This window comes from Aquimarina sp. U1-2 (assembly GCF_017897595.1).
Taxonomy (GTDB): domain Bacteria; phylum Bacteroidota; class Bacteroidia; order Flavobacteriales; family Flavobacteriaceae; genus Aquimarina.
Window position 1 is genome coordinate 13,914 of sequence record NZ_JAGKIK010000005.1, and the last position, 17,078, is coordinate 30,991.

The window sequence follows — 17,078 nt, forward strand, 5'->3', positions numbered from 1 at the left end:
ATAATTGAGTTGAAGAAAATAATTCGCGAACTTAAAGCAAACCTTAGTCTCCTCAAAAAAATACGCATATAGATGAATGCATTGCAACTCATTTTAAAAAAGCGACGCTATTTTGGTCCAGCTTGGGTATTTGCATCTCTAAACATAATGATAGGTACCTGGGTGCTATATATCCCTCAAGTAAAAGAAAAATTACAAATAGATGATGCACAATTAGGAATTGCCTTATTTTGCCTTGCCTTGGGCACATTGTTTATGATTACCCTTTCTCCAATCATAATCAAATTAATAGGTGTTGGTAGGGCAACCCTGTTTTCTATCCTCATTTTTTCACTATTATTTCTAATTCCTACAATAGTTGAAAGCTACCTGGCGTTCTGTATTTCTTTATTTGTAGTAGGCTTGGCAGGTTGTCTTACCGACGTTGCTATGAATGCTTTAGTTTCTGAAATTGAGATAGAAGATAATGTCCATTTTATGTCGGCTTCACATGGTTTTTTCAGTTTAGGTGGGGTTATTGGTGCAGGTATCGGAAGCTTACTAATCGAATATTTTGAAATAGCGATATTGCATTTGGCATGTATGGCAACTTGTGTTATTATTTCTAATCTAATGTTGGCTAGGACATACATTTCTATCAGGGCGATGCACAAAGAAAAAGAAACCCGGTCTAAGTTATTCAAATTATGTAAGCCTCTATTCGGTCTCTCTATTATTGCATTTTTAATTATGGGAAGTGAAGGCGCTATCGAACATTGGAGTAAGTTATATCTTCAAGATATCATGGCAATTTCTTCTGAAAAAATATCAGGCCTTGGATTTGTTGCTTTTTCGGCATTGATGACGGGAGGACGGTTTCTAGGCGATCAGGTTAGTAAGCGATTTGGATCGTTTTCTATCATTATTGTTGGATCTAGCATTGGTCTGTTAGGATTTATAGCCGTCTTGGTTTCTCAGATTTGGATAACTATCATTGGTTTTGGACTGGTAGGCTTCGGTTTTTCTATCATCATACCAGAACTTTTTAGATTGGCTGGTAAAACGAAAGGAATTTCGGCAGCGCAAGGAATTTCATTTGTAGCCGGTTTTGGGTATTTAGGTTTTTTAATAAGTCCACCCATACTGGGCTTTCTATCAAAAATAGAAAGTCTTCACTTAAGTTTTACGGTACTTTTATTTTGGACGTTATTGACAGTAATTATTACTTTTTTTCTTAAGAAACGAGATAAACCAAATTGATCGTAACAATTCATTTTTAGTCTATGCAAATCAATAAGAATGAAGGTACTATTATCAATTTCTCCTTACATAATAAGCTCTAACGTCTATTGTGTTATTACTTCAATATCGTCAAAGTACAGCGTCCAATCTCCTATGTCTTTTTTATGTGTTTTAGCAATTTTGATTCCGTTATACTCTTGATAATCTTCCCAAGATGTGACTAGTGACGGATCATCTGCATTTTTTCGTCTAAAAACCCACTCTTTTATCATAAAATCTCCTTCAAAATAGAAATCATAAGCATCGCCCGGTGTATACCCATCTTGATTATTATAAATTATGGTCAGCTTTTGCATTTCTTTACCACTCATGGGTGCTATTGATTTTACATAGTGTTTGGTAGCAAAGCTTTGCGAATCCCAAACCAAATTAAAAGGAGCCAGCAACCAATATTTATCATTTACAAATTGCTGGTCGGTTTTAAGAGAAATACTATCAACTTTGGTTCGGTTGTAGGTAATGGTATCGTTTTCGGTAATTTTGGTAACCTTATTTTGTTTAGGTTTCCAGCTCCATGAGCGCTCAAAGTGCGTAGAATCTTTATCGACATTAAAAGTAAATTTAATTTCTGTAACGTTATCCCAATGTTTCAGTCCATTAGCATAAGCTATTGCCTCTGCAGTAGTTCTTATTTTAGTTTTGTTTTGGTTTATGTTTTTGGGATCTCTAATTTCGATATCCTCTTCGTAGGGTTCAGGTTTTTTTGTTTCTGTTTTACAAGCGATGCATAGCAAAAAAGCAAGAGCAACCAATATCGAATTTTTCATGTTTAGGTTAGATTTTTAGCTAAATTATGAAAAGATGAATTTTACGAATATAGATTAACATGGTTTTAGGTTTTAGTTGTAAATATTTCAGAAAAATTGTCACTTTCTTTGCATTGTCGTGTAATGATATTGATTTTTACGAATATTCGTAATTTAACCTAAACGGTTTGCGTCAAGCTGAATACTGAAACGAGTTCAGCACAGGCTTGTTTCAGCTTCTCATCGCAATGTACTGACAATAAACTCAATGAGATCCTGAAATGAATTCAGGATGACTTCTTAGTTAAATTTTAGGTATAATAACGGATAATCAATTTGATTTTCAATATTCATGTATCCTATTAATTTTAGAAATGATAATGTTATGAATGAACCAGTAACCTTAAGATTAGTAGAAATAAAAGACGGGAAATATAAAATAGAATACCCTAACCTTTCTGTTCCTATTGAAATTAATGAGCATCTCTTTTATAAGTTTCTATCTAGTAATGAATTTATGATCGAAGGAGATACTCACAAGTTTCCTATACTTCGATCTTACACTAATTCGATAGAAAATCAAAATATGAGTGCATAACAAAATTATAGTATAGCCCGGTTTATGCATTAGAATTTTGTTATGAGGTTTGAAAACGCCTCGACAAAGCATTGCCTTGGGCGAGACGTAGCGTTAGGAGCGTTTTCTAAGTTGTAGAGCATAGCAGTTTACTCTGAGCGGAGTTAAAGTGCTACGGTGACACTTAAGAATACAACGTAGTACTTGGTTTTGCAGCGGTTTAAAGCCATAATACCTGCCCGCTTTTTTCTAATAAAATGATAGGCGGGGATTTTTATTAAATAAAACGGGTTTCATCCATGCATATTTATGGATTAAACAGGTTGTATAATTAAAAATCAATAGAAATTACACTAGGTAACGAATCAATTTTTCCGTTAAACGTATTTTTTCTGGAAGTGATATAGAGTTCTTCTAAGTTATTGTCTCTTCTAAATTGATTGATCAATTCGGGAAGCTTTTCATTTAAATAATTTTCAAAAGCGCGAACATTGGTACTTCTGTTTGCCCCTTTACGAATGGTTTTTAAATATCCGGCTTTGGGAATCTCGAGATTACTTCTTTCAGAAAGAAAGAGTAAATAACTATTGTTTTCTTTTGCCTTCTTAATTTCTATTCTAAAATTGATATCGTCTAAAGCGATAAGACTATTATTAACTTGGCTAAAGTTATTGGTGTAGACTACTTCTTCGCCTTTATGATTAAGATACACAGTTTCTAACTGATCTTCATATAAAATTTGTGCAGAACTTATAGAAGGTATAAGAGCTATACTAATTATCAATACGATATTGATGATGGCAACGCTACTTTTCATGTCTGATGTTTTAGTGGCACTGCCAAAGGTTTGAATATGCTGTGGCTTGCCTCGAAATTAAAATTCAGTTTCTTACGAACGCCTCACAGACTTCCGCCCCGAGGTAGTTTTTTCTATGATTTTTAGCAGACTTTGTTCAAATTTAGCAAAATTATTTGACAGGATCTTTGGTGATCGAAACATTTTTTTGCATAAAACACAACACTATGTTCTTATCTAAAATTGAACCTGACTAACGTATTAGACTTAGACTCTTTTATCATCAGTATATAGTCGTTCTTATGAATTCATAATTACACTAAAAGGTAGTCTTTATTGCTTCCAATTTATTTTCTCAATACTGAAGATATTAAAATTGTTGTCAAATTTTTTTTCAAAAGTCATTCCGTTTTTTAACGCCACTTTTTCTGAACCTTTATTAGCTGTATGAATCACAGAAATTAAAGAATCAATAAAATTATGTTCGAATGCAAAGTCTCTACATTTAGAAGCAGCTTCGAAGGCGTAACCCTGATTCCAGTATTTTGGAAGAATAGAGTACCCGACCTCTAATCGATTTTGGTTGTCTATGTTTTGTACTAAAAGACCAGATTGTCCTATAAACTGATCGGTTTCTTTGTTGATGAGTACATTCATGCCGCCTAATTCATTTTTATATCGATAAAATGATTTTTCGAACCATTTTTCACACAATTCAAAAGGTGTAAGATTTGGGTCCATTTCCAGAAATTTGGCTGTGTTTTTTTCTTTGAATAAAGGCAACCATTCATCAAAATCAGACGATCGAAGTTGTCTAAACTTCAGTCTTTGCGTTTCTTGATCTATGAGTAAATATGTCATATGAAACGAATAGTAACAAATTTTAAAAATTTCTTCACCAAGGGGAATGTTTAAAACTTTTAATGAATATCCGTAATCTATCATATCGCACTGTCTCCTCGAGCGCAGCGGTTACATACGTTCTCAATTTTTTAATTATTTAGTTTTCAAAAAATTAAAAAAATTTAATACGAATATCCGTAATTTAACCTAAATGGTTTGCGTCAAGCTGAACTCGTTTCAGCTTCTCATCTTAATTTACTGAAAATAAACTTCATGAGATCCTGAAATCAATTCAGGATGACTCCTCAGTTAAATTTTAGATATAATAACGGACAATCAATAAAAGATTTAAACGTATGAATTCATTTCGGTATAATAGCTAATTTAGCTTATAAAATTATTTTATATAAAATATCAAAAATATAAATAAATGATTGTATAAACTAGTATGATTCTTGATAAACTGTGTGTACACTAACTTGAAATATCAAAAATCATGATCGGCACAGAAAGGCATATCAAACTTATCAAAGGAAATTTTTCACCCTTCGAGGCAGCAGACGTCTTATTCTCTTTAATTACTGATAAAATAAAGTTTCACAATTTGCAAATGCTACAAAAACATCAGGGATCAGACCCCGATAACTTACATTCTGCAACCAGAATATCTGAATTAAAACACGAAAAAAATGTAGTACGAGATATGATTCTAAAAGCTAGAGATGAGGGATACGAACTTGAAATTTATGGTGCAGTAGAAATTAAAATGAAAAAAGTAAGATGATTAGAAGTACATCAAAACTATAAACCTATTTTTCAGGTAGATATAGTTGCATATTATTTATCTCTAAAATATCAAGATGTCCCATTTTACGCTTATCAGAGGTAATAAGATGCATATGTAATTTTGTATCATGGTGCGTAAATATACCTTTGTGTTTTGAGGAAAAGAAGCCTACAATTTCTGCATTTTGGTTCGTAATCGTGTAACGTATTTGTCCTTGATGTGCTTCTTTTGGTGATGAAACCTTAGTTCCTTCAGGTAAATTTTGAATATGAATTATAGCTTTTGAAACAGTACCTTTAAGTTTAAAAACGAGTGGCCGTTTAAAATTTTTGGTCTTGTTATCGATAAATGTTTCCAAATCTTCTATATTTCTAACAGAGGAAGGTATATCTACAACAATCCATTGAGTGACATTTGCATATACAAAGAAAGGTGCAGAAACTTCATAGGTTTTGTGAACTATCATCGTTGAATCAGAGGATACTTTAGAAACATAACTTTTTCCGTCGTTAATTAGAAGTTCGCCAGTCAAGTAACTATTAGGTCCTAAACCATAAAGGCCAACTCTATTAGATATAGTATCCAGTAAGACGTTACTGCTTAGTTGGCCTTTCCACATAACGTTTTTCATAGCCCCTACAATTTTGACATCGGTATACTCGTTTTCTATTTCAAAATTTTTTTGTTTTTGCGAATCGCATGCCGCCACTAGAACAATAAGTAGAACAGCTATAGTTTTTGATGTTTTCATTTAAACCACTTCAATGTTTATTCTAATAAGCCATGTTTAAAATGAGTTCAATTTAATATTGAACAAAAGATCGATGTGTATAACACCACGCCCACCGTTCATTAGGCTCTGCAGATGTTACTACGTGATGAGTAAGATGTGTTTGATAATGATTGCTGGCATGTTTATTTGGTGATGAGTCGCAACATAATGTTATTCCACATTCTTGACAGGTACGTAAATGTACCCAAGAGTCACCTGTTTTAATACACTCTGCACATTCAAAGCGTTCGTGCGTTTTTAATGTACCGCTATCCAAATTGATTAAGTGTTTACAAACCTTGGTTTTCATTTTCATAACTTAATAGTATATGTTGTAGTGTTCGTTTTTCAAAGAAGATTCTGATTCCATATTCAGCATAAAATTCAGTTATTTTTTACTATTGGAAAGTATGCTATTATAGTTAGGTTTCAGCTAAATATTCATGAACAAATTTTATAGCCATTGCACCTTCACCTACTGCTGATGCAACTCTGTTCATAGCACCGGCGCGCACGTCTCCAGAGGCAAAAATCCCCGGGCTGCAAGTTTCTAATAAGAACGGTTCCCGATCTTTTTTCCAGATTTTTTTAAAATTTTCATAACGCGTCAAATCTCTACCTGTTTCAATAAATCCTCGTTCATTTTTAATAATATCCAATGCTATCCAATCGGTATAAGGGCGTGCACCAATAAAAATAAATAAAGCATCTGCTGGCACTGTTCGGGTAGTATTGGTGCTATTATCGGTTAGTTCTAATTTGGTAAGCCGCTCGTTTTCACCTAAAGCTTTGGTAATATTTGTGTTGCCAAGTAAGGTAATGTTATCGATAGCATCGATTTGATCAATGAGGTAACTCGACATACTGCTGTTTAAACTTTCTTTTCTAATTACGATATACACATTTTTTGCAAATTTGGATAGATAAACAGCAGATTGACCTGCAGAGTTGCCTCCTCCCACAATATATACCTCTTTATCATGACAAGCTTGTGCCTCTGTCATAGAAGAGCCGTAATAGATACCTGCCCCCGTAAAATTCTCAATTCCCTCTGCTTCTAGCTTCCTGTAATTTACGCCTGTAGTGATCACTACGCTTTTGGTACTTATACACTCTCCGTTACTAAGAACAATACTTTTGTAACCATCTTTTTCTGAGATCGATGTAACTTCTTGTGGAGATAAAAACTCGATTCCGAACCGTTTTGCCTGGGTGATAGCTCTATGTGTTAATTCTTGACCACTTAATCCGTTAGGAAACCCCAAATAATTCTCTATTCGCGAACTTGTTCCTGCCTGGCCACCAGGAGCATGTTTTTCTATCAATAAAGTTTTTAATCCTTCAGATCCACCGTATACTGCAGCGGCTAGGCCAGAAGGTCCTGCACCGATAATCACAACATCGTATAAATTATCTTGTGGATGGGCATTAAGTCCCAAAGCTGTTGCAAGTTCGATAATGTCAGGATTTTTAAAACAGCTACCATCCTGTAACGATATTACGGGCATATCTTTGGGAGTGAGTTCATGAAGTTCGATCAATTCTTGAGCTTTTTCACTCGTTTCTGCATCTAACCATTGAAAGGGAAATAGATTTCCCGATAAAAAGTCTTTAATATCATGCGATTTAGGCGAGAACTGGTATCCTATGACTTTAATTCCGTCAAAATCTGGTTGAAAATCCAATTGCCAGACCTGTAGTAAATCATTAAGTGTTGGATATAATTTCTCTTCCGGGGGATTCCAGGGTTTAGTAAGGTAATAGTCCAGTTGCACATCATTTATTGCTTTAATGGCAGCATCAGTATCAGAATAAGCGGTTAAAAGCACCTTTTTAGCTTCGGGGTAATGATTTTTAGCTTCTGAAAGAAAATCGACACCCAACATTTCTGGCATACGCTGATCGACCAGAAACAAGGCTACCGTTTCATTTTTCTTCTTTAGATCGATTAGTGCCTCTAGGGCATCGTTCGCAGAACTAGTACTCATGATACGATATTCTTTACGATATTCAGATTTTAAATCTCTGGTAACGGCGCGTAGTACTTGTGGATCATCATCTACTACAAATATGATTGGTTTTTTCATGTCTTCAGAATACGTTTACTATATTTTGCTTAAAAATTAAAATTATCAGGATCGGGACCAATACGTTTATGACTATCCAAGGCATCGATATAATCCATATCTTCTTTGGATAATTCGAAATCAAAAAGATCTGCGTTGGCTTTTATACGGTCTTTATTTACAGATTTTGGGATGGTGATTACCTTTTTTTGGAGATTCCATCGAAGCACAATTTGAGCAACCGTTTTACTGTACTTCTTTGCCAGATCATCTAAAATAGAAAGCTCAAATATTTTTCCCTGCATCATAGGCGACCAGGCTTCATATTGAATTTTATGCAAATGACAAAAATCTAAGAGATCTTGTTGAACCAGGTGAGGATGAAATTCCATTTGATTGATCATAGGCACGATCTCGGTTTGGTTCATAAGATCTTCTAAGTGGTGTTGCATAAAATTACTAACACCTATAGCGCGAATTTTGTTATCCTTATATAACATTTCTAAGGCTTTCCATGTATCTATATACGTACCAGAAACTGGCCAATGAATTAAGTACAAATCTAAATACTCAAGTTGTAGACGCTTCAAACTAGCCTCGAACGCTGCTATGGTCTGGTCATATCCTTGATCATCATTCCAAACTTTACTTACTACAAAAATTTCTTCTCTAGGGATAGCGCTCTTTTTTATAGCTCTGCCTACTCCTTCTTCATTTTTATAAATACTAGCGGTATCTATGTGTCTATATCCGGTATCTAACGCCCATTGAATCGCATTGATCACCTCTTCATCATTGTCTGCCTGGTATACCCCCAAGCCCAAATAAGGCATATCAACACCATTGTGAAGTCTAAAAGTCCCTTTTATATCTGAAATTTCTCTCATTGTAATTTATTTATGATAATGGTCTGTTTTGTACAAATAGTAATACTGTATTGTTTTCTCTTTAACCTTAATTTTTTCTTCTTAAACCAATTCATTATAAAAATTGCTATTTTAATAGCTCCTATTACATGTAATTTGTTGATACCATAAAGTTATCTACAGAAGCAGAAATACTGTTATACTTTTATGTACTCGATAATTCTAATTATTCAGTTTTAAGATATAGGAAGACATACCGTAAAAGTAGTTCCTTTTTTTGTTGATATTACTTTAATGTCTCCATGGTGTTGATTAATGATTCGCTGCACAACTTCTAACCCCATTCCTGTGCCTTCACCAATGGGTTTTGTGGTAAAAAACGGATCGAAGATTTTACTCAAATCATCTTCATTAATTCCTTTTCCGTTATCGATGATTTCTATTTTAATAAAATTTTTGTCTTTACGGGTTGTAACACCTAGAGTTCCTTCGACATCCATTGCATCTATAGCATTATCTATTAAGTTGGTCCATACCTGGTTAATTTCGCTAACGTATATTTTGGGATAGGGTAGATCTTCTTGAAATTTTTTTTCGATAGTTATATTTTTTCTTTTTAGTTTATGGTTAAGCATGGTAAGCGTACTTTTTATACCGGTATGAATATCTGTTGCCACTTTTTCTGGCGCACGATCCATATGGGTATAACTTTTAATAGATTGTACCAGATTAGAGATCCTATCAGACGCTTCTTCAATTTCATCTACCATTTTCTCGGTAGTTAATACATTTTCTATCCACTCAATGGCATTGGGAAAATTAGTATCACCAGTCGCTTTATGAATTTCTTCCATCGCCTTAATATCCATGCAAAAATCTAATAAAGTCTCGGTAAGTTCAAACGCATTTTCGACACCGTGATCCTCTAACCATTCTTCAAGTTCATCTTCTTTTTCATTACGCTCGCTAAGTTTCATGTTATTTTCGGGGCGATTGGTAATTTTGTCAAAAAGAACGTTATTTATAGTGTCTACTTCTTTATCAGAAGCTTTGATAGAGATAATTCTCTTAAACTTTTCAGGAACATTGGCAAGATGCTGTTTTAAAGCTTTAGAACTTCGTAACATTGCTGATGCCGGATTATTAAGCTCGTGAGCAAGACCTGCTGATAACTTTCCCAAAGCCATCATTTTTTCTGATTGGACATTATTTCTAGTAAATTCTCGAACTCTAGAAGTCATATGATGTACGAGGCTTTCTGTAAGTTCATAATGATCACTCACCATTTCACGAAAAAATGATTTATCTAAAAACAACACCTTTGCATCTTCGACTATTTCGCCATATCCCATGGCAGAACTCATTCTTGAAAACGGTAATAATCCGGCGATACCATTCTTTTTGATCTGCCCGATTACTTTGTAGTTTCCGTTTTGCTCGAATTTAATATCGATTTTGCCTTTTAGAATAATAGCTAATTGATCTATAGTATCCCCTTTTTTAAATAGGAAATCCCCTTGTTCAAAAGACTGAATTTCTGATTGATTGATGAGCCATTGCAACTGTGCATCTGGAACATGAGTAAAATCTGGAATTTCTCGAAGAGTATTTGTTGTAAGATTCATCTGTTTTTTTTTGATGGTCAGACCTGCCTGCCTAGCGGCTGGTAAGCGGATGGAATCGCCATGTGATCATATCACACTGTCTCCTCGAGCGTAGTCGAGAAGTTAGTAAATCCAACGAGATTAAAATCAGGTCTATACTGTACTAAACCAGACGTTAAAATTAATTTTATGATTTATAGCGGATATTCAAATTTATTACTATTCGTTTCATATAGCTAAAAATACTCAATAAAAACTCGTGCTGCAACTACGGCAGACCTCTCAATTCTTAAGATTTTTATAAAATTGCGACAGATTATAATTCTGAAATATGCTAAGATTTGGTCATAAGCGATGTAGTTTCCTGATCTGGTTTAGCATATTGAAAACGATCTAACAGTGTAGGTAGCGCGTAGCCATCTAGACCGATACAAGATACCGCTTCCGTTTTATCGAGCTGCACCCAGCCGTCGTTATGAATGATTTTTTTATCCAAATAGATATGTTCAATACCCCCAATAATTAAAAGGGTATCATTTTCTTTAATCACGTACTCGTTACGATACCTACAACCTAATTGTATGGGGCTATTTTTTACGTATGGCGCATAAAATTCATCCAAATATTCTTCTTTTAACGCAGTTTTGTCAAATTCAGAGATATGCTCTGCATATTTCGAGGCGGTGTGATGTGCATCTTCAATCATGGTTTGATGCACCAGGTTTACAGTAAAAACTCCAGTCTCTTTCAGATTTTTATAGGTATCTCTAGGTACTGTTAATGGTCTCAAAATGAAACCTAACATTGGGGGATTACTACCAATATGGACTATCGAATTAAAAACAGCAACATTCGTATGCCCCTTTTTACTTTTGGTAGCCAATAAATTACATGATTTGTATCCTGTACAGCTATTAATGAGATTAGCCCGATATCTTGACGGCATATGTTCAAGATCTTTTAAGGTAAAGTGATCCATTTATATCTTATATTTAGTGATTAATGTAAAGTGAGCCATGAACTGATTTAAACTTTTTTGATTTAGGCAGGACCGACCGATAGGAAGGTGCCAGATGGTGCAATTGCAAAAGGTTTTGTGCTTGTATGAAGTAATTTTTTACTTGCATAGCAGCGCTACAGAAGTAAAAAATTATAAAATAAAAGTGCAAAACAGCATTTTTTTAGCAAATTGAAAAAAGTTTAAATCAGTTCAATATTTCAAAACTAAGTAATCTATAACATATGTCTACAGAATACGAGAGATATTTTAAAACCAACCAACAAACCTGGGATAGAAAAGTAGCTATTCATGCCGCCAGCTCATTCTATGAAATAGAAGCCTTTAAACAAGGAAAATCATCGTTACATACTTTTGAAATAGATGCATTGGGAGACGTATCAGGAAAATCACTATTACACCTGCAATGTCATTTTGGTCAGGATACCTTAAGTTGGAGTAGAAGAGGAGCCAAGTGCGTAGGTGTAGACCTTTCTGAAAAAGGAATTGAATTGGCCCAACAATTAAACCAAGAGCTAGGATTAGATGCTCAATTTATCAATTGTAACGTTCTAGATACTTCTTTACATATAAAAGAAAAGTTTGATATTGTATTTACGAGCTACGGAGTGATCAATTGGTTACCCGATCTTGAGCCTTGGGGTCGCATGATTGCAGAACGATTACAACCAGGGGGAACGTTTTATATGGTAGAATTTCATCCTTTGGTATGGATGTTTGATTATGCTGAAGAGAAGCCGACTATAAAATACAAATACCATCAAAGCAAAGTAATTTATGAAGAGTACCAAGGAACCTATGCCGACGAAAATGCGAAAATAACCAGTAAAGAATATGGATGGAATCATGGATTGGGAGACGTAATTTCGGCATTAGTAAAGGCGGGGCTTACTATTGAATATTTAGAAGAATACGATCAATCACCTTATGCTATATTTCCTGGATTGAAGGAAACCGAAAACGGAATGTTTGAAACCAAAGATGCACTGTATCCATTGTTGTTTGCCTTAAAAGCTCGGCGGTAGCAGAGCGGTAGTAGATTAGTAAACGAGCATTGCCAGAAATAGCGACTGTAAAGTAGTTGATTTTGTTAAACACCTATAAATACTAGTCCGCGCACTGGGTGGGGTCTCCCGCGCCGCGCGGACACCTATTGCTATCGCGCGGATGGGTATACACCTTGCGCGGAAGAGTCGCCCCTTACCGCTGATCGATAAAACTAGCGTGCGGATTGGTATACACCTTGCGCGGAAGAGTCGCCCCTTACCGCTGATCGATAAAACTGGTGCGCGGATGGGTAAACACCTTGTGCGGAGTAGTTCGCCCATACCGCTGATCGATAAAACTAATACTCGTACGATTATTCTCCTGCGCGGGACATCCAACTTACATCACTGATCGATAGAATTAATAAAAACACAAGCTCGCTCTCTTGCAGAAACGCTAAAAGGTATTTTGAGTAAAGAATTAGAATTAAGAATCCAAAGTTTATAGATAGAGACTGGAACACTTGTAGCACGCCTACCAAGGATAATTCGGTATTATTTATTATTTTTACCGAAGGTTTTAGTGGTTGCGTATGCTCTTAGGTATGGAAAGAGCTCACCTGTTAGATACATTAAAACTCGAGTCTTCTGATTCTATGTATCAATCTAGCGGGTCTTGAATACAAATACCCTATGCAAACAAAACATATTGCCATAGTAGGAAGCGGCCTGGTAGGTTCGCTATTGGCTCTTTATCTAAGAAAACGTCAGTATACGGTTACCGTTTTTGATAGAAGACCAGACATTAGAACCATAGAGTTTAGTGGTCGTTCTATTAATTTGGCGATGTCTGTGCGAGGCTGGAAAACCCTCGATCGTATCGGTATAGGTGATGAGGTAAGAAAACTTGCCATCCCTATGCACAAAAGAACGATGCATATTACCGATCAACCTATCTATCATCAGCATTACGGAAAAGATGGCGAAGCTATCTACTCTATCCCAAGAGGAATTTTGAACAAAAAAATGATCACACTGGCAGAAGATGCTGGGGTTACTTTTAGATTCAATGAAAAAGTTTGGGATATTGACTTGCCCGAAGCTAAACTCTATACAGGGGAATCTGAAAAGAGTGAGTGGACATCGTATCAATATGATATGATTTTTGGATGCGACGGTGCATTTTCAAGAGTACGGCATAAAATGCAGCGAAGAAGCAGGTTTAATTATTCACAAAAGTTTTTAAATACCGGCTATAAAGAATTAGGTATTCCACCCAATGCAGATGGAAGTCATCAATTAGATAAAAACTCATTGCATATTTGGCCAAGAGGCGAATTTATGCTTATTGCTTTACCAAACCTGGATGGTAGTTTTACATGTACTTTATTTATGCCACACGAGGGAGAGCATTCTTTCGAGAACTTAACAGATGATGTCGTTGTAACCAAATTTTGGGAGCAGTATTTTCCTGATACAATTGATCTTATGCCAACGTTACTTGAAGATTTTAAGAACAATCCTACCAGTGCGTTGGTAACCATAAAATGCTACCCATGGACCTATTGGAACAAGGTGGCTTTGGTAGGAGACTCGGCCCATGCCATTGTACCTTTTTACGGACAAGGCATGAACGCCGGGTTCGAAGATATTTCGGTGTTAGACGAGATTATCGAAAAATTGGGTGATGACCGCTGGGAAGAGATTTTTGAAACCTATCAAAAGGCAAGAAAACCTAATGCCGATGCCATTGCCGAGCTATCCTATCGCAATTTTATCGAAATGAGTAGTAAAACCGCCGATCCAGATTTTTTACTTCGGAAAAAAATTGAAAAAAGATTTGCTGAAAAGCATCCTCAAAAATGGATACCGCTGTATTCGAGAGTTACCTTTAGTCATCGTCCTTATGCTGAAGCGCTAGAAATAGGAGACCAGCAGGCGTTGATTATGGATAAAGTTATGAGTATGAATGCTATTAATGATCTTTGGGATAGTGACGAGGTAGAGCATTACATGCTAGATCATCTCGAAAATAACCATTTAGCTAATACAACGAAAGCTAAATTGATATAACATACGTAGGTTAACATATGTTTATTTAGCGTTATCCCATAATACGTTTGATCCAATTCAATTTAGTTGTACTATATGGTGAATATTTGAGAGGAAGTTCTATCCAAAATGGTTTTTGAAGAATGCTTTTGTAATGTGAAAATGCTTCAAAACCAAATTTTCCATGATAATTTCCTATTCCGCTTTCACCTATACCTCCAAAAGGTAGTGATTGTTCTGTAAAGTGCATAACCGCATCATTAACGGCTCCGCCACCAAAAGAAATTTCACGTAGAATTTTTTCCCGGGTATGGCGACTTTTGGTAAAGGCATAACAAGATAAAGGTCTGGGTAGCTTTTTGATCTTTTGTATAGCATCATCAATAGATTCAAAAGAAATCACCGGTAATATAGGTCCAAAAATTTCATCTTTCATGATTTCATCTTCAAAATCTATAGCATCTAATACGGTAGGAGTGATAATTCTTTCTTCTTTATTTCCTTTTCCGCCAATATAAACCTTATCAGGATCAATTAGATGATTGAGGCGGTCAAAGTTTTTATCATTAATAATCTGAGTATAATTATGATTATCAATACGATAGTCAGAACGCTCGATATGTTTTTTTATGCTAGCCAGTACATCGTTTTTAATACTCGAGTGTACCATGACATAGTCGGGAGCAATACAGGTTTGACCAGCATTTAAAAACTTAGCCCATACTAATCTTTTGGCTGTCATATCGATATTTACATCTTCACTAATGATTGCAGGACTTTTTCCTCCTAATTCCAAAGTTACAGGCGTTAAATGTTTAGCTGCAGCCTGATAAATAATTTTTCCTACGGGTACGCTTCCTGTAAAGAAAATTTTGTCAAACTTTATTTTTAGCAGGTTGGTGGTTTCTTCCTCACCTCCCTCTATTACAGTAAAAAAATCGGAGTTAAAATTTTGATGAATAAGTTGAGCCATAATTGCCGAGGTTCGTGCAGGAATTTCACTAGGTTTTAAAACCACTGTACATCCGGCGGCAATTGCGGCGATTGCCGGGCATAAAGAAAGTTGAAACGGATAGTTCCATGCGCCAATGACCAAAACCGTTCCGTACGGTTCTGGCATGATGTAGCTTTTACCTGGTAAATTAACCAGACTGGTAGACACTTTTTGTCGTCTGGCCCATTTTTTTACATGTTTGATTGCCAGATCGATGTCTTCATATATGATGGACAACTCTGTAGTGTAGGTCTCAAACTCAGATTTTTTAAAATCATGATAGATAGCTTCGTAGAGCAAATTTTCGTTTTTTTTCAAGAGCTTCTTAAGGCGTTTTAGTTCTTGGATTCTAAACGAAATTTGTTTTGTTGTATGACTGTTAAAAAATGTACGCTGTTGATCTATGATCTTTTGATAATTCATAATAAAATGAGTAAGAAAACGAAGTTAAGCTTTTTGTTTTTTAGCTTCAAGTTCTCTTTGCATTTGTTTTACGGTAAGCGTACTGCCATCGTGACTCCATCCCGGGGGACCAAAAATGTACATAAATTTATGATACCAGTTTTTTGATTTTTTGGTGTCATTCCAAATATCTCTGTACTCGTGGGTAAGAATAACCCAGGGATTATATGAATTAGGCGCGTGAGTCACACCATATTGCACTTCAATATTCTCGTCGAGTTCTTTCCAGGTTCCAAAAATTTTATCGAATATATTTAAAAATCCTCCGTGGTTCTTGTCCATGTACTCCACATTTTTTGCATGGTGTACCTGGTGCATAGTGTGTGTATTAAAGATTTTTTCGATAAAACCCATTTTAGGAATGTAAACAGAATGTAATTGAAACTGCCAAAGCGCTTCTATTCCTAAACATACCACCACCATCTCTGGCGGAAAACCAATAGCAGGAAGCCACATATAAAATAGTGGTTTGTATAATATGGTAAACCATCCATTGCGTACTGCTGTACCCAAATTAAAATTATCTGAAGAATGATGAACAATATGAGCAGCCCATAAAGCTCTCACCATATGATTTTGTCTGTGAAACCAGTAGTATGTAAAATCATCGAGTAATTGGCAAAGTAGCCATATGTACCAGGCATATCCAAAAGATTCCCAGCCAAAAATATTAGTTCGAATACCGTTAATCTCTGGATTAAATATATCATATACATAGTTGAAAATAACTATGGCAGAGATCGTTTTTATCAATGGGGCCAATAGGGCAGATCCTACTCCCATAAATAAGCTTGCACCCAAATCTTTCCATTCGTACAAATTTTTGTTTTTGTGGTCATGAGCCTTGCTGTACGTAAGTTCTAGCAAGATCAAACCCAAAAAACAAGGTACTCCATACACCAAGGGGTTCGTAAAATCCATTCTTTTTCAGTTCAATTTTTATTTTGGCAGAATATAGGAAGATTTTTTAGTAAATCTTTAACAATACGATACGAATTCGTTTAGGTACACTCTTTTTAACGATTGTCTAATGGTAAAAGTATCTATTTAAGAATAAATTAGCTTCTGCGCTTTTGCAATCAAAAATCTTTGATATCAATTTTACGAATATCCGTAATTTAATCGAAACGGTTTGCGCCAAGCTGAATACTGAAACGAGTTCAGCACAGGCTCGTTTCAGCTTCTCATTTCAATTTGCTGAAAATAAACGTAATGAGATCCTAAAATG

The 17,078-nt window shown here is 35.3% G+C and carries 16 protein-coding genes; 5 read left to right on the top strand and 11 right to left on the bottom strand.

The window, feature by feature from the left end; translation table 11 throughout:
* Positions 1-72: 72 nt before the first annotated feature.
* Positions 73-1,239 carry an MFS transporter gene (locus J8281_RS08145; protein ID WP_210197124.1) on the top strand — a complete coding sequence of 389 codons (1,167 nt, stop codon included), beginning with the start codon at positions 73-75 and terminating at the stop codon, positions 1,237-1,239.
* An 86-nt stretch (positions 1,240-1,325) separates the two neighbouring features.
* Here the strand turns inward: J8281_RS08145 and J8281_RS08150 are convergent, their stop codons facing one another.
* Entirely contained in the window at positions 1,326-2,048 is a 723-nt protein-coding gene (locus tag J8281_RS08150) for a hypothetical protein (protein WP_210197125.1), read from the bottom strand.
* 364 nt (positions 2,049-2,412) lie between these two features.
* On the opposite strand from J8281_RS08150, the gene J8281_RS08155 reads away from it, so the two are divergent.
* Positions 2,413-2,625, top strand: a complete 213-nt coding sequence (locus J8281_RS08155) for a hypothetical protein (RefSeq protein WP_210197126.1) — start codon at positions 2,413-2,415, stop codon at positions 2,623-2,625.
* 310 nt (positions 2,626-2,935) lie between these two features.
* On the opposite strand, the gene J8281_RS08160 is transcribed toward J8281_RS08155, so the two are convergent.
* Together J8281_RS08160 and J8281_RS08165 are read right to left on the bottom strand one after the other, a co-directional pair.
* Positions 2,936-3,421, bottom strand: coding sequence for a hypothetical protein (locus tag J8281_RS08160; RefSeq protein ID WP_210197127.1), 486 nt, complete (start codon positions 3,419-3,421; stop codon positions 2,936-2,938).
* 312 nt (positions 3,422-3,733) lie between these two features.
* On the bottom strand, positions 3,734-4,261 hold the full coding sequence (locus J8281_RS08165; protein WP_210197128.1) for a GNAT family N-acetyltransferase: 528 nt from the start codon (positions 4,259-4,261) through the stop codon (positions 3,734-3,736).
* 478 nt (positions 4,262-4,739) lie between these two features.
* Between J8281_RS08165 and J8281_RS08170 the strand changes: the two genes are divergently transcribed.
* A complete protein-coding gene (locus J8281_RS08170) occupies positions 4,740-5,027 on the top strand; it encodes a hypothetical protein (RefSeq protein ID WP_210197129.1) in 288 nt (95 codons plus the stop codon).
* Between the two features lie 25 nt (positions 5,028-5,052).
* On the opposite strand, the gene J8281_RS08175 is transcribed toward J8281_RS08170, so the two are convergent.
* The 6 genes from J8281_RS08175 to J8281_RS08200 all read right to left on the bottom strand — a co-directional run bounded on the left by J8281_RS08175 (position 5,053) and on the right by J8281_RS08200 (position 11,317).
* Entirely contained in the window at positions 5,053-5,781 is a 729-nt protein-coding gene (locus tag J8281_RS08175; RefSeq protein WP_210197130.1) for an acetolactate decarboxylase, read from the bottom strand.
* A gap of 52 nt (positions 5,782-5,833) precedes the next feature.
* On the bottom strand, positions 5,834-6,118 hold the full coding sequence (locus J8281_RS08180) for a hypothetical protein (RefSeq protein ID WP_246849037.1): 285 nt from the start codon (positions 6,116-6,118) through the stop codon (positions 5,834-5,836).
* A gap of 106 nt (positions 6,119-6,224) precedes the next feature.
* A complete protein-coding gene (locus J8281_RS08185) occupies positions 6,225-7,889 on the bottom strand; it encodes an FAD-dependent oxidoreductase (RefSeq protein WP_210197131.1) in 1,665 nt (554 codons plus the stop codon).
* A 29-nt stretch (positions 7,890-7,918) separates the two neighbouring features.
* Positions 7,919-8,755 (bottom strand): aldo/keto reductase, encoded by an 837-nt coding sequence (locus J8281_RS08190; protein WP_210197132.1) that lies wholly within the window; start codon positions 8,753-8,755, stop codon positions 7,919-7,921.
* Positions 8,756-8,970: 215 nt separating this feature from the next.
* A complete protein-coding gene (locus tag J8281_RS08195; RefSeq protein ID WP_210197133.1) occupies positions 8,971-10,359 on the bottom strand; it encodes an ATP-binding protein in 1,389 nt (462 codons plus the stop codon).
* 313 nt (positions 10,360-10,672) lie between these two features.
* Positions 10,673-11,317 carry a flavin reductase family protein gene (locus J8281_RS08200; RefSeq protein WP_210197134.1) on the bottom strand — a complete coding sequence of 215 codons (645 nt, stop codon included), beginning with the start codon at positions 11,315-11,317 and terminating at the stop codon, positions 10,673-10,675.
* Between the two features lie 263 nt (positions 11,318-11,580).
* On the opposite strand from J8281_RS08200, the gene J8281_RS08205 reads away from it, so the two are divergent.
* Together J8281_RS08205 and J8281_RS08210 are read left to right on the top strand one after the other, a co-directional pair.
* On the top strand, positions 11,581-12,381 hold the full coding sequence (locus tag J8281_RS08205) for a bifunctional 2-polyprenyl-6-hydroxyphenol methylase/3-demethylubiquinol 3-O-methyltransferase UbiG (RefSeq protein ID WP_210197135.1): 801 nt from the start codon (positions 11,581-11,583) through the stop codon (positions 12,379-12,381).
* 654 nt (positions 12,382-13,035) lie between these two features.
* Entirely contained in the window at positions 13,036-14,415 is a 1,380-nt protein-coding gene (locus J8281_RS08210; protein ID WP_210197136.1) for an NAD(P)/FAD-dependent oxidoreductase, read from the top strand.
* A 31-nt stretch (positions 14,416-14,446) separates the two neighbouring features.
* Here J8281_RS08210 and J8281_RS08215 read toward each other — a convergent pair whose 3' ends face one another.
* Together J8281_RS08215 and J8281_RS08220 are read right to left on the bottom strand one after the other, a co-directional pair.
* A complete protein-coding gene (locus J8281_RS08215; protein ID WP_210197137.1) occupies positions 14,447-15,811 on the bottom strand; it encodes an aldehyde dehydrogenase in 1,365 nt (454 codons plus the stop codon).
* A gap of 24 nt (positions 15,812-15,835) precedes the next feature.
* Positions 15,836-16,771 carry a sterol desaturase family protein gene (locus J8281_RS08220; RefSeq protein WP_210197138.1) on the bottom strand — a complete coding sequence of 312 codons (936 nt, stop codon included), beginning with the start codon at positions 16,769-16,771 and terminating at the stop codon, positions 15,836-15,838.
* Positions 16,772-17,078 lie beyond the last annotated feature (307 nt).

Bases quoted from the DNA above. Each gene is read 5' to 3' on its own strand.
- J8281_RS08145 (WP_210197124.1), top strand. From the start codon at position 73: ATGAATGCATTGCAACTCATTTTAAAAAAGCGACGCTATTTTGGTCCA.
- J8281_RS08160 (WP_210197127.1), bottom strand. From the start codon at position 3,421: ATGAAAAGTAGCGTTGCCATCATCAATATCGTATTGATAATTAGTATA.
- J8281_RS08155 (WP_210197126.1), top strand. From the start codon at position 2,413: ATGAATGAACCAGTAACCTTAAGATTAGTAGAAATAAAAGACGGGAAA.
- J8281_RS08220 (WP_210197138.1), bottom strand. From the start codon at position 16,771: ATGGATTTTACGAACCCCTTGGTGTATGGAGTACCTTGTTTTTTGGGT.
- J8281_RS08190 (WP_210197132.1), bottom strand. From the start codon at position 8,755: ATGAGAGAAATTTCAGATATAAAAGGGACTTTTAGACTTCACAATGGT.
- J8281_RS08185 (WP_210197131.1), bottom strand. From the start codon at position 7,889: ATGAAAAAACCAATCATATTTGTAGTAGATGATGATCCACAAGTACTA.
- J8281_RS08195 (WP_210197133.1), bottom strand. From the start codon at position 10,359: ATGAATCTTACAACAAATACTCTTCGAGAAATTCCAGATTTTACTCAT.
- J8281_RS08210 (WP_210197136.1), top strand. From the start codon at position 13,036: ATGCAAACAAAACATATTGCCATAGTAGGAAGCGGCCTGGTAGGTTCG.
- J8281_RS08165 (WP_210197128.1), bottom strand. From the start codon at position 4,261: ATGACATATTTACTCATAGATCAAGAAACGCAAAGACTGAAGTTTAGA.
- J8281_RS08180 (WP_246849037.1), bottom strand. From the start codon at position 6,118: ATGAAAATGAAAACCAAGGTTTGTAAACACTTAATCAATTTGGATAGC.
- J8281_RS08215 (WP_210197137.1), bottom strand. From the start codon at position 15,811: ATGAATTATCAAAAGATCATAGATCAACAGCGTACATTTTTTAACAGT.
- J8281_RS08170 (WP_210197129.1), top strand. From the start codon at position 4,740: ATGATCGGCACAGAAAGGCATATCAAACTTATCAAAGGAAATTTTTCA.
- J8281_RS08200 (WP_210197134.1), bottom strand. From the start codon at position 11,317: ATGGATCACTTTACCTTAAAAGATCTTGAACATATGCCGTCAAGATAT.
- J8281_RS08175 (WP_210197130.1), bottom strand. From the start codon at position 5,781: ATGAAAACATCAAAAACTATAGCTGTTCTACTTATTGTTCTAGTGGCG.
- J8281_RS08205 (WP_210197135.1), top strand. From the start codon at position 11,581: ATGTCTACAGAATACGAGAGATATTTTAAAACCAACCAACAAACCTGG.
- J8281_RS08150 (WP_210197125.1), bottom strand. From the start codon at position 2,048: ATGAAAAATTCGATATTGGTTGCTCTTGCTTTTTTGCTATGCATCGCT.